The organism is Pseudomonas sp. S1(2024), assembly GCF_046557535.1.
Genome location: NZ_JBKGFP010000037.1, coordinates 61,498 through 74,477, shown reverse-complemented (window position 1 = coordinate 74,477; position 12,980 = coordinate 61,498). Strand labels below are relative to the sequence as shown.

Sequence of the window (12,980 nt, the reverse complement as noted above, 5' to 3'; positions counted from 1 at the left end):
GGGTGGACCTATATGAAAATGCCTAGGATTGCCGTGCTTTTAGCTGCTTATAATGGTATGCGCTGGTTGCCTGAGCAGGTAGCGTCTATCCTGGAGCAAGATGATGTCGATGTGACTTTATTCATCAGTGTGGATAGTTCGGATGATGGTACCGAGGCTTGGTGCGAAACGATTCAGGAAAACACCCCTTCTGTACAGATCTTACCGTTTGGCCAGCGGTTTGGTGGGGCAGGCAAGAATTTCTTCCGTCTGCTCCGCGATGTAGATCTGTCGCCATTCGATGCCGTTTCCCTAGCGGACCAAGATGATATCTGGTATTCGGATAAACTAGCGCGGGCGTATCGGCAGATTGCGTTAGGTAATGCCGCGTATTCGAGCAATGTCGTGGCATTTTGGCCAGATGGCCGTGAAATGCTGGTTGAGAAACATCAACCCCAGGTGAAATTCGATTACCTTTTCGAAGCGGCCGGACCAGGCTGCACCTACCTACTATCCTCGGCGCTTGCTGGTCAGTTCAAGGCGTTTCTGCTCGCGAACTGGCTGGAAATTCAGGAGGTTGCGCTACATGACTGGCTGATCTACGCCTATGCGCGGTCACAACACATGAAGTGGTTCATTGACCCCCAGCCGTCTATGCGCTACCGGCAACATGCGAGCAACCAAGTGGGGGTCAACAACGGTATTGTGGCCATGAGGGCTCGGCTACGCAAGGTTCTTTCGGGATGGTGGTTACACCAATCCATGCATATCGCATCACTTGTCGGGATGGAAAAGTCTGCATTGGTTGCGGGCTGGGCGGAACTGGATATCAAGAGCCTGCTGCGGCTTGTGGTTAATGCGCGGCAGTGCCGTCGGCGAAATCGAGACAGGGTTTATTTCTTCGGACTTTGTCTCATTCTTATGTGTGCCAGGCTGGCGGGGCAGAGGTTTTCATAGGCCCGCTTTATTGATGATGGCAACTATATGAAAATAACGCATCTTGAAATTCCGGACTTATGCTGTTTGAGAAGTTGCCGAGTTTTTCTACCAGACCACTGACTTCTACACACTTCAGCGTGATCGCTGCGTGGGACGATTGGGAGTTGAGTGTACGTTGGCCTGTGACCGGGCAGCCCATCCTGTTTGGCAAGGACCAGAAGGACGAATCGTTCAACTGTGCTGAATATTTTGACTAAGAGCGGACTGGAAGCTAGTGCCTGTCAGTAGAGGGCAGCCCAAAAGCCCTGGCTGGCAAGCTAGCAACAGCAAAGAGCCCAAGAAGACGGATTGCTCGATGATTATTTTGGTGACCGGTGGAACCGGTTTTGGACATCTGGACAGGCCACGCGTCTTGCTGAATGTTGCTGCCGTGTCGCTTATTGATCGCTCCATTCAGGGGCGCAATCGCCGTTGTGCTATTGGGACTGACCGCTATCAGGCCGTGTTCATGCGCCTGCCGAGCCGGGTGGGGAGAGCGTGATGGCTGGCCAAGGTGATGCGCCGCGTCGCGGTCTGCTGGTTACTGGCGGCAGTGGATTTGTCGGTCGTGCGCTGCTGGAGCAGCTTGCCGCCAATCCGGCCTGGGCGCCAAGGGCGCTGGTAAGGCAGCGGCCTGCTCAGCAGCTTGTCGGAGTCGATTACCGCCTGTTCGGCGGACTGTCGGCAGTGGATGCCGCCGCCGGGCAGTTCGATCTGGTGGACACCGTGATCCATCTGGCTTCGCGGGTGCATGTGATGCAGGAGACCGCAATAGATCCAATAGCCGAATTCCGCCGAGTCAACGTAGATGGCACTCTGAGCCTAGCCCGGTCAGCGGCCCAGGCAGGCGTGCGGCGTTTCATTTTTGTAAGTTCGGTGAAAGTGAATGGCGAGAGCACCGACGGCCGTATGCCATTCACTGCTGATGAGGCGCCGGCGCCTTTGGATCCGTACGGCATCTCCAAGCGCGAGGCCGAAGAAGGCCTACGCCAACTGGCGACGCAAACCGGGCTGGAAGTGGTAATCGTTCGCCCTGTGCTGGTCTATGGTCCAGGCGTGAAGGCCAACTTTCGAAGTATGATGAACTGGTTGAGCAATGGCTTGCCGCTGCCCTTCGGCGCCGTTCACAATAAACGTAGCCTAGTGGCGCTGGGCAACTTGGTGGACCTGCTGGTGACCTGTATCGATCACCCGGCCGCTGCCAACCAGACTTTTCTGGCCAGTGATGGTTACGACCTTTCCACCACCGAACTGCTACAGCGCTTAGGCCAAGCATTGGGCAAGCCCGCCAGGCTTCTGCCGGTGCCTGCAGCCTGGCTCAAAGGTGCGGCAACGCTGGTCGGCAAGGGCGCGTTGTCCAGACGGCTGTGCGGTTCGTTGCAGGTGGACATCGGTAAAACACGTGAAATGCTAGGCTGGAAGCCCCCGCTCGATGTCGATCAGGCACTGCGGGACACTGCGATCAACTTTTTGAAAGAGCAAGACAGCAAATGAAGGCATGGTGGCTCATCCCTCTCGTTGCAGGGGCATCCCTGCTTTTGACTGCGGCATTGCGGCGTTACGCTTTGAGCAAGCAGATTATAGACGTGCCCAACGCGCGCAGTTCGCACACTGTGCCGACTCCACGGGGCGGTGGTGTGGCGATCGTGTTGAGCTTTCTGGCCTGTCTGCCTGTGCTTGCACTGTCCGATGCGATGCCACTGTCGACGTTGGTCGCCATCGGCGGGGCGGGGGGGCTGATCGCAGTGATCGGTTTCATGGATGACCACGCACACATTGCCGCCCGGTGGCGGTTGCTCGGCCACCTCGCTGCGGCTGCCTGGATGCTTTACTGGCTGGGTGGCCTGGCACCGTTGCAGGTATTCGGTTTCACCGTCGACCTGCAGTGGTTCGGCTACATCCTGGCTGCCTTCTACGCTGTGTGGATGCTCAACCTCTACAACTTTATGGATGGCATCGACGGCATTGCTAGTGCCGAAGCGGTCACTGTATGCTTGGGCATGGTCCTGCTTGTGGCCTTGGTCGACGCGCCGCAGCTGATGGTTCTGCCGCTACTGTTGGCAGCCGCTACCGTGGGCTTTCTGTTCTGGAACTTTCCGCCAGCCAAGATCTTTATGGGTGACGCGGGTAGTGGGTTCCTCGGCATTGTATTGGCAGGCATGTCACTGCAGACCGCCTGGGCTGCACCCCAGCTGTTTTGGTGCTGGCTGATCTTGCTGGGCGTGTTCGTGGTTGATGCCACCTTCACCCTGTTCCGCCGCCTGCAGCGTGGTGACAAGGTTTACGAAGCTCACCGCAGTCATGCCTACCAGTTCGCGTCGCGCCACTACGGCAAGCACTTGCCGGTGACCTTGGCGGTGGTGGCGCTTAACCTATTCTGGCTGTTGCCGGTGGCTCTGTGTGTGCTGTTACTGGGCCTGGACGGCGTGTTGGGCGTGATCATCGGCTACCTGCCATTGGCGTTTTTGGCCGCGCTCTGGCGAGCTGGCGAACTTGAGCGCTAGCTAAAGTGATAGGAAACAAGTTTGTAGCCATGTCACTTTGGAATGACTTCAGAGGTTATATGAATAGGTTGCGCTCAAGGCTGCTCGGGCTACCTCGGCACCACAAACGGCTGATTCAGGTGGCGGCAGACGTTATCCTGATCTGGTTTGCGCTGTGGTTGGCGTTTGTTGTGCGCCTGGGCATTGATAACCTAGCCAACCCTGTCCTGGACCACACTTGGCTGTTCGCCATCGCGCCGATCATTTCAATTCCGCTGTTCATCCGCTTCGGGATGTACCGGGCGGTGATGCGCTATTTTGGCAATGACGCGCTGATCGCGATCATCAAGGCCGTCACCCTGTCGGCGCTGATTCTGGGTTTCATCATCTATTGGGCGAGCAACCACCAGAACGTAGTGCCGCGCTCCATCACCTTCAACTACTGGTGGTTAAGCCTGATCATGGTGGGCGGGTTGCGCCTGGCCATGCGCCAGTACTTCTTGGGTGACTGGTTTGCCACTGCTGTGCAGCACGTACCCTTCGCCAACCGCGCCGATGGCCTGCCTAGGGTTGCCGTCTACGGTGCAGGTTCGGCGGGTAACCAGTTGGTGGCGGCCTTGCGCATGGGCAAGGCTATGCGCCCGGTAGCTTTCATCGATGACGATGTCAGCATCACCGACCGGGTTATTGCCGGGCTGCAGGTGTACCGGCCAGAACAGCTGCAACAGATGATCGACGACACCGATGCCAACGAAATCCTACTGGCGTTGCCATCCGTTAGCAGGAGCCGCCGCCGTGAAATCCTCAACTTGCTCGAAGGCTACCCGCTGCACGTGCGCAGTGTGCCCGGTTTCATGGACCTGGCCAGCGGCCGGGTCAAGGTGGACGATATCCAGGAAGTGGATGTCGCCGACCTGTTGGGTCGCGATGCGGTGCCCGCCCAGCAAGACCTGCTGGATCACTGCATCGTCCAGCAGACGGTAATGGTGACCGGTGCCGGTGGCTCGATAGGCTCCGAGCTTTGCCGCCAGATCTTGGGGCGGGGGCCGAGTACCCTGTTGCTTTTGGAGCACAGCGAATTCAACCTGTACTCCATTGCCACCGAGCTGGAGCAGCGCATCGTCTGTGAAGGGCTGACTGTACGTTTGATCCCGATATTGGGTTCGGTTCGCGACCAGGCGAAGATGCTGGACGTAATGCGTGCCTGGCAGGTCGATACTGTCTACCACGCCGCCGCCTACAAGCACGTGCCCATCGTAGAGCACAACATTGCCGAGGGCGTGTTGAACAATGTGTTCGGCACCCTGTATACGGCCCAGTCGGCCCTGCAGGCTGGCGTCGCCAACTTCGTGCTGATTTCCACCGACAAGGCAGTACGGCCGACCAATGTGATGGGCGGTACCAAGCGCCTGGCCGAAATGGTGCTGCAGGCCCTTAGCCACGAGCTGGCGCCGGTATTGATGGGCGACAAAGGCAATGTGTCGCAGGTGAACAAGACCCGCTTCACCATGGTCCGCTTCGGCAATGTGCTGGGCTCGTCGGGCTCGGTTATTCCGTTGTTTTACGAGCAGATCAAGGCTGGTGGGCCCCTGACGGTGACCCATCCGAAAATCACCCGCTACTTCATGACCATTCCCGAGGCAGCGCTACTGGTGATCCAGGCCGGTTCCATGGGGCAGGGCGGTGATGTGTTCGTGCTCGACATGGGCGAGCCGGTGAAAATCGTGGAGCTGGCGGAAAAGATGATTCACCTGTCCGGCTTCAGAATCCGCTCCGAGTGCAACCCGCAGGGCGACATAGCCATTCATTTCACCGGGCTGCGCCCTGGTGAAAAGCTTTATGAAGAACTGCTGATTGGCGACAACGTGATTGCTACCCGTCACCCGATGATCATGAGCGCGAACGAAGAGTACCTGCCATGGGATGTGCTGAAGCAGCGCCTGGATGCATTACGGGGTGCGATCGCGGCCGATGACTATGTCACGGTGCGGCAACTGCTTCGGGATACGGTAAGTGGGTACACGCCAGACGGGGATATCGTGGATTGGCTGTACCAGCGCCGGCGTCAGGAGCTTTGAGCGGAATCTACAGCTTGGCTGAGAGTAAGGTAACTGATCCATGAATATCTGGTTCAAAGCTACCCCTTCATCTCCGAAGCAGCAGGGCGCGCAATTAGCGGCAAAGTCAGGCGGTTGACGCGGCGACTACGCTTGAAAAACGCCGTTTCTGGCAGTACTCTTAACCGGTTATTCATTCAATCGGCATTACGTGCTGTGGAATAGGTGATCGAAAGGTCAGAGTTCACCATGCCATCAAACTGTCTACCGACGAGTCCAGAAGCCTGTTCGTGGTGCTGGATGGGCAGTCACAGTGGAATGAACTCCTGAAATTGAGAATGGAAGGTTTTAGCATGAGCGGAGTCGGAAAAAGGCTCATCTATTTTTCTTCGGTGCCCTACCACAGCTACGCGCAGCGACCGCACTTCATGGCGACCGCGTTCGTGAACGCAGGCTATAGCGCCGTGCTGTGGATCGACCCCTATCCGACACGTTTGCCGAACCTGTCCGACTTGAAGGGGCGGTGCAGCGGGAAGCTTAGCGCCGAAGATTCAGATGATCGAGTCGAGTTGTATCGTCCGGTCGCTTTGCCTGTTGAGCCGCTGCCACTAGGCAGCCTTCTCAATCATATGCTGTGTTGGCGGCCAGCGCGCAAGCGTCTGCGCGAGTTTGTTTCGGGTGGCGGGCATTGCGTGATCGGGATTGGTCGTCCCAGCGCCCTAGGCATTTGGGCGTTAGAAAACCTGCCGCATGAGCGGTCCTTTGTTGACGTGCTCGACAACTTTCCAGCGTTCTATCGCGGTATTTCCCGCATATCAATGAATAAACGTTTGAAGAGGGTCTGTAAGTCCGTCACGGATGTCTTTTGTTCATCAAGTCAGATCTCCGTGGATATCCAGGCTATTGTTCAGCGCGACGTGATAACTGTGTTGAATGGCTATGCGACTGATCACCTCCCGCAACCCTCCGGTGCGGCGAGTCGAAAGTATATCGGATATGTCGGCACCATCGGCGAATGGTTCGACTGGCCCTTGGTCTGTGAGATTGCTCGGGCGTTGCCAGAAGTGCCCGTCCGTCTGATAGGGCCCGAATTTGTGCCGCGTCCAGGGAACCTTCCACCGAATATTGAGTTACTTGGGGAGCGACCGTTTAACGAAATGGCCGCGTTTGTCCGTGAGTTTGCCGTAGGCTTGATTCCATTTCAACTCAATGGGCTGACCGACAGTGTCGATCCCATCAAGTTCTATGAATACCGTAGCCTGGGCGTTCCGGTTTGGTCGACCGATTTTGGGGAGATGCGGCTGCGTGGTAGCAGCGATGGGGTCACGAAGATCCAGTGCGGCGAAAATTGGCGTGCCAGGTGGAACGAAGCCCGAATGACTGTGGTCGATCTGCACGCAATTGCCAGCTTCAACGAGGCGGTTTCCTGGGCGAAGCGTTTCGAACCTGTTCTAGAACACGCCGCCAAGCCAAGGTCAGCGCGCAGCAGCGTGGCCACTAGCGCGCGGCCTCAAAATTAAGTCAGTTACCGTGAGAGAGTTTCTTGATGAAAATCAAGAAGATATGACTATGCGGCGGGAGCGTCTTCACGACGTAGCACGCTAGCCAGGATACATTGATCAACGTGATCCGAGGGGCGCATGTCATCTTGATAACGTTTCTGCCGCGAATTGTACAGCGACACACCTTTTAGCAGAGTCCTATGAACGATAACGTAAACCCTCATGAATCACCTCCTCTCCATCCCCGAGCTATATTGCGTTCGTTGCGGCAGCAACGAGGCCTGATCCTTGATCTCGCCAAACGAGAAGTCACCGGTCGGTATCGTGGCTCGGCTCTGGGCCTGCTCTGGTCTTTTTTCAATCCGCTTCTGATGCTGGCGGTATATACCTTCGTGTTTTCGGTCGTTTTCAAGGCGCGCTGGGCCGGTGGATCGGATTCGAAGACTGAATTCGCGCTAGTGCTTTTTACCGGTCTGATGGCGTTCAATCTGTTTTCCGAGTGTATTAACCGCGCGCCTGGTTTGGTCGTGGGAAATGCAAACTATGTCAAGAAAGTAGTCTTCCCTCTTGAGCTTTTGCCCTTCGTGATCCTTGCTTCTGCTGCATTTCATATGCTGATCAGTTTCGGTGTGTGGTTGCTGTTTTATTTGATCTTTTTTGGCATGCCGCCACTTACGGTGTTACTGCTTCCTTTAGTTCTGCTACCGCTTGCACTACTGACGCTTGGGCTTAGCTGGCTACTTGCTTCTCTAGGGGTATATTTGCGCGATGTTACTCAAGTCACTACTGTCATTACTTCTGTCTTGATGTTCCTTTCTCCAATCTTTTATCCCGTCTCAATTCTCCCCGCTGAATACCGTCCCTTTCTTCAACTGAATCCGTTGACCCTGACAATTGAGCAGGCGCGCGACGTGATGATTTGGGGTAAAGGCCTTGATTGGGCAGCTTGGGGGCTCTACCTTGTCGTCGCTTTGATGATTGCCTGGTTGGGTTTTGCCTGGTTCCAAAAAACGCGAAAGGGGTTTGCTGATGTCCTCTGAGATCGCGATCCGTGTTGACCGATTAGCCAAATGTTATCATATATACGATAAGCCACGAGACAGGCTCATGCAGATGCTTGTGCGAGGCAAAAGGCAGTTTTACAAGGAGTTCTGGGCACTCAACGATGTTTCGTTCGAGATCAAGAAGGGAGAGACCGTTGGCATCATCGGACGAAATGGCAGCGGAAAATCGACATTATTGCAAATGATCTGTGGCACTGTGACGCCTACATCTGGGGAAGTCCGGACGAGTGGGCGCCTGGCGGCACTGCTCGAACTCGGCGCCGGGTTCAATGGTGAATTCACTGGGCGCGAGAATGTGATGCTGAACGCCTCAATTCTCGGGTTTCCGCGTGAAGAGATGATGGCCAGAATGGAGCAGATCCTGGAGTTTTCAGAGTTGGGAGACTTTCTCGACCAGCCCGTGAAGACGTATTCGAGTGGCATGTATGCGAGGTTGGCCTTCTCGATTGCGATTCACGTGGATCCAGATATTCTCGTTGTTGATGAAGCACTGGCGGTCGGTGATGCTCGCTTCGTCGCAAAATGCATGCGGCGTATAAAGGACATTCAAAAGAATGGAGCGACTATCCTGTTCGTCAGCCACGATGTCGGTTCAGTTCGTACCCTATGCGACCGAGCGATATGGCTCGACAAGGGGCGTTTGTTCGAAGACGGCGATGTGTTCCCGGTAACTGGTCGATATATGGAGTTCATGTTCAAGGATGAAGATTCCGCCGACGAAACATTGCGGGAGGAAATCACTTCGCAACAGAACGTTGACCTTCTTGGCAACGCGACTGACTCTTTCCAGAAAGAGGGATGCGTTACGAGCGAGGCTAGGATCCAGTCTGTAGTGATCGCGGCACCAGCGGCAGCGCCGGAAAGCCTGCTCGATTCCCGCCCTGTCACCCACTGGGGATCGCATAAGGGCATCATTCTAGGTGCCTCGGTGCGTGATTGTCATGGTATCCGCAAGGATGTTCTTCCTTGGGGTGATAAATTGGAGATCGTGATCGATTTGCATGTACCGAAAGCGATCTCGCGTGAGCACCTAAGCGTAGCCTTTTCCATCAAGGATTTGAAAGGCACTGATCTCATTGTGTCGACGACACACGATTTCGGAGGAAATATTTTGCCTGATGAGGAGCGTTTCAGTGTCTTATTCCAACTGACAAATCAACTCGTTACAGGTAAATATCTTCTGGTTGCAGCAGTGGAGAACCGCCAGCATCGCGATATCCACTACTACGAATATGTTGAAGGTGCGCACTACTTCTCATCCCTTTCTGATCAACGGCTTTTTGGCATCTTTCAGCCTGCTATAGAGCAGCAAGTTCTGGTGAATTAAGTGAACACTCCCAAAATTATAAATTCCGATTCCTACTGGGACGCCCGTTTCTCAGAGAATTGGGAGGCTGCTCAGGGGCCAATGCAGTCACGCTTCTTCGCACGAATCGCCATTGAGCATCTCCCGCGATGGTTAATGGATCAACTGAAGCGGCAGTGCCTCACGCTTGTTGACTGGGGCTGCGCTCAGGGTGATGGCACCGATGTCTGGGGCAGCTACATCGCAGCAGAACAGCTTGTCGGCGTCGATTTCTCGACCGTGGCGATAGAACAGGCCACTCAGCGCTACCCCGCCATTCGTTTTATCAGTACGGACTGGCTCGCAGGGGACGCTCAACAGTCGGAAATGTTCGATGTCGTTTTCTCTTCTAATACGCTTGAGCACTTTCATCGGCCGTATGAGGTATTGAATACTATCTCCGGTTATGCAAGGAAGGCCGTTATATTGGCCGTGCCTTATCGGGAAATCGAGCGTATTGATGAACATTTTTTCTCATTTTTAGCTGAAAATATTCCAGTCCAACTACCAAATGGGTTCAGGCTTAGCTGGTCAAGGGTCGTTGATTGCAGGTCAATACAAGACACACTTTGGGCAGGGTATCAGATTATTCTAGTCTATGCAGATCCGCATTGGACAAGCGAGTTATCTCTTACGCTAAACGACTATAATGTTGAAAGCGATAATTTCGCGGCGCAAGTGTCTCTGCTGAACACAGAGGCATTGGAACGTAGTGCTCAAATCTTACATTTAACGCAGACTCTCGACCAGCGACACGACCAAATCGTGACCATCAAGCAGGCGCTGGACGAGCGTAACGATTACATTGCGAACATCAAGCAGACACTGGACGAGCGTAACGATTACATTGCGAACATCAAGCAGACACTGGATGAGCGTAACGAGTGCATTGTCCGCCTCACTCAGGATATAAGCGAGCGCGATGCCTTGCTTCACTCGGCGGAAGCCTACCGGATCGACAAAGAGATCTACATTGCTCAGCTAACACAGGAAATCGAGATGAGAAATAGTGGGCTGCCGGGCGCAGTTTGGAAGACGAAACAGAGACTCAAGCGTATCCGGCACTATGCTAATCGATCGCATCAGTTGTTGGCGACGGGCGGTGTCTCAGCGTTAATTCGGGCCGTCAAAACGAAGATTTTGCATAGAAGGGCGCTGTCTCTGGCTGCACCACATGGGTTGTTTTCTCATTCGGAAGGTGCGAATCCGGCCGGATCAATGAATGGCAATCACTTTATCCCCCTGGTCCAAGACGAACTCGTTGTGATCACCGGCGTGCCGTTTGACGACGTTGGCGGCGGTCAGCGTGCTGCTCAATTGGCCCGCTGCGCGCTGAAAGCTGGCCGAAAAGTAATCTATATCTATGTCTATCCGAAATATGACTTCGCGACTCGCCAGCATGTCGAGTCCGATCTTAATATTCTGGGCCTGACGCATATTTCCATCGATAAAATCGATCCTAGCGGTCTGCTTGATCTTGTTTCGGAGCACGCTACTGTTCTGATGGAGCTGCCACACCCTAAAATTCTGCCGTTTCTCGACGCCTGTAATGTCCGCGGACTGAGAAGCGTGTTTGAACTCATCGACGACTGGGAAACGAGTCTCGGTGGCGATTGGTTCAGCATGGAAACCTACCGCCAGTTTGTCGACAAGTCACTTGTGGTGGTTGGAACGGCTAAATTGCTCGTGAAGCGATTGGTTGATCTAGGACGTAAAGATGCGTTGTACCTGCCCAATGCCTCGAATGAATATATTTTTGACAAGTATAAGTCTTTTGAGCGACCTGGCGATCTGCCAAAGCGAGGCAAGAAAACAGCGCTGTATTTTGGCTCATTGTACGGCGAGTGGTTCGCTTGGGACTGGGTGGTGGCAGCTGCCACGTCAAACCCGCACCTCGACATTGTTCTGATTGGGGATAGCCCCGAGAGGAAGGGGCTGCCGAATAACATCTATTTCTTGGGATCAAAGAACATCGATGAGTTGCCTGGATATCTGCAGCACTCGGACATGGCTCTGCTTCCTTTTGTTCCAGGAAAGATCTCTGATGCCGTATCACCTATCAAGGTTTTTGAATATTTGTTTATTGGCAAGCCGGTGATCTCTACGCGCCTCCCCGAAATTGTCGAGTATCCGGGTGTGTATGTTGCCGACACCCCCGAAGAATTTTCACGTCTCTGTAATGGATCCTTTGACTCTGTTGCACTTGCGCAAGACAGTGATAGGTTTATTTCCCAGAACTCCTGGTTTGCTCGCCTTGATAAGCTGACCGGAGAAGAGGCGAAAAAGCGGTATGCTTCGTCAGTTAGTGCTGTCATTTTGATCCATAACAATCGGAGCATCATTGGGCGCTGCCTGGAGTCGTTGCAGCGGCACGGAGAAGGTTTCCTGCGCGAAATCATCGTCGTTGATAATGCAAGTACGGATGGTGGTGCCGACTTCGTGACTGAGAACTTCCCGGGTGTTAAGGTCGTCACCAATGCTGTCAATGGTTGTGCTTCCGGAAGAAATCTCGGTGTAAGTTTGGCAACGGGTAAGTATCTCGCCTTTTTCGATTCGGATCAGTGGTTCACCAGCTCTTCATTCTTTGTGGAAGCCCTACATATCCTTTCTCGCGATGCAAGCGTGGGCGTTGTGGGCTGGGCAGCAGGGTGGTTTGATCGGACCCGATCTGATCTGGGAGGCATGATCGCTGACTATTGCCATAATCGCGCTATGAATGTCGAGGCGTTGTTCAAGGGCTATCGTGCCGACATTGGTTATTTGGGGACAGGTGGATTTTTTGTTCCGCGATCTGTCTTCGATGCGACAGGTGGATTCGACACTTTCTACGATCCGACCTGCTTCGAGGATACCGATATGAGTTTCCAAATTAAAAAGCTCGGACTGAAGGTTAGCTTTAGAGACCTGACCGGCATTCGGCATCAGCCGCATCAGACCACTAACGCTAGCTCACAGAGTCAGAGCTACACCAAGCTTTTTGTAAGAAACGCAGAATATTTTAAAGAGAAATGGAAAGCCCATCCCACGTTTTTCCTTGACTACCCTGGGCACTAACTCGAGTAGCCGTACGGTTAACGGATGATCTCCGTTTATCATGAGAGCCGAACAAGGCCGATAATTACCCGACCTTGTTCGGCCCATTCAGGCCTATGGGGCTTTCCTGCTTTTAATGCGGCACGAGTGATTGAGGCAGGTGTGTCCTCTGCCTTTTGTGCCTCCGAACTGGCTTCGGTTTTTGATCGTGCGTTTCTAGGTAGTGCTTAATCGGTGCCTCCAGATCGTAAGCGATCCACAAACACCACACAGCCTGGCGTAGCCAGGCTGACCCGCCTCGGTTACCACTGTCACGGCATCCTGAAACGCCCCTGATGTCTAGAACACCAGGGGCGTTTCACTTTGATGCCGGGCGAGATGATTAAGCGGTGCTAACGCAGAGAAGAATACCGATGCAAGGTCCAGGGGCGAAGCCACCCGTAGGAGTGACGAAGCTTTTGTGATAAGGGGCGTTGACCGGCCGTTATCAGCACGTGGTGGCAGGAGGAGCGGCATGAATGCATGCAAAGTCGTACAGC

Annotated in this window: 8 protein-coding genes; all 8 read left to right on the top strand. The window is 54.2% G+C overall.

Translation table 11 applies throughout. From position 1 onward, the window contains the following. Window positions 1-12 precede the first annotated feature (12 nt). The 8 genes from ACLCGK_RS10865 to ACLCGK_RS10830 all read left to right on the top strand — a co-directional run bounded on the left by ACLCGK_RS10865 (window position 13) and on the right by ACLCGK_RS10830 (window position 12,462). Complete coding sequence (locus ACLCGK_RS10865; protein ID WP_103443871.1) at window positions 13-936, top strand: glycosyltransferase; 924 nt, start codon at window positions 13-15, stop codon at window positions 934-936. Between the two features lie 522 nt (window positions 937-1,458). Next, a complete protein-coding gene (locus tag ACLCGK_RS10860) occupies window positions 1,459-2,451 on the top strand; it encodes a UDP-glucose 4-epimerase family protein (RefSeq protein WP_103443873.1) in 993 nt (330 codons plus the stop codon). Beyond that, window positions 2,448-3,461, top strand: coding sequence for an MraY family glycosyltransferase (locus ACLCGK_RS10855; protein ID WP_410951988.1), 1,014 nt, complete (start codon window positions 2,448-2,450; stop codon window positions 3,459-3,461). Before ACLCGK_RS10860 ends, ACLCGK_RS10855 begins: the two co-directional genes overlap by 4 nt. Window positions 3,462-3,520: 59 nt before the next feature. Then, a complete protein-coding gene (locus ACLCGK_RS10850) occupies window positions 3,521-5,518 on the top strand; it encodes a polysaccharide biosynthesis protein (RefSeq protein WP_103443875.1) in 1,998 nt (665 codons plus the stop codon). Window positions 5,519-5,850: 332 nt separating this feature from the next. Next, window positions 5,851-7,017, top strand: a complete 1,167-nt coding sequence (locus tag ACLCGK_RS10845) for a glycosyltransferase (protein ID WP_103443876.1) — start codon at window positions 5,851-5,853, stop codon at window positions 7,015-7,017. Between the two features lie 182 nt (window positions 7,018-7,199). Next, the gene (locus ACLCGK_RS10840) at window positions 7,200-8,039 is read left to right on the top strand and encodes an ABC transporter permease (protein WP_103443877.1); all 840 of its coding nucleotides are present in this window, start codon (window positions 7,200-7,202) and stop codon (window positions 8,037-8,039) included. A gap of 67 nt (window positions 8,040-8,106) precedes the next feature. Further along, a complete protein-coding gene (locus tag ACLCGK_RS10835) occupies window positions 8,107-9,390 on the top strand; it encodes an ABC transporter ATP-binding protein (RefSeq protein ID WP_374755427.1) in 1,284 nt (427 codons plus the stop codon). After that, on the top strand, window positions 9,391-12,462 hold the full coding sequence (locus tag ACLCGK_RS10830) for a glycosyltransferase (RefSeq protein WP_410951987.1): 3,072 nt from the start codon (window positions 9,391-9,393) through the stop codon (window positions 12,460-12,462). The last annotated feature ends 518 nt before the right edge of the window (window positions 12,463-12,980 follow it).

Bases quoted from the DNA above. Each gene is read 5' to 3' on its own strand.
- ACLCGK_RS10850 (WP_103443875.1), top strand. From the start codon at position 3,521: ATGAATAGGTTGCGCTCAAGGCTGCTCGGGCTACCTCGGCACCACAAA.
- ACLCGK_RS10860 (WP_103443873.1), top strand. From the start codon at position 1,459: ATGGCTGGCCAAGGTGATGCGCCGCGTCGCGGTCTGCTGGTTACTGGC.
- ACLCGK_RS10855 (WP_410951988.1), top strand. From the start codon at position 2,448: ATGAAGGCATGGTGGCTCATCCCTCTCGTTGCAGGGGCATCCCTGCTT.
- ACLCGK_RS10845 (WP_103443876.1), top strand. From the start codon at position 5,851: ATGAGCGGAGTCGGAAAAAGGCTCATCTATTTTTCTTCGGTGCCCTAC.
- ACLCGK_RS10835 (WP_374755427.1), top strand. From the start codon at position 8,107: ATGCAGATGCTTGTGCGAGGCAAAAGGCAGTTTTACAAGGAGTTCTGG.
- ACLCGK_RS10865 (WP_103443871.1), top strand. From the start codon at position 13: ATGAAAATGCCTAGGATTGCCGTGCTTTTAGCTGCTTATAATGGTATG.
- ACLCGK_RS10840 (WP_103443877.1), top strand. From the start codon at position 7,200: ATGAACGATAACGTAAACCCTCATGAATCACCTCCTCTCCATCCCCGA.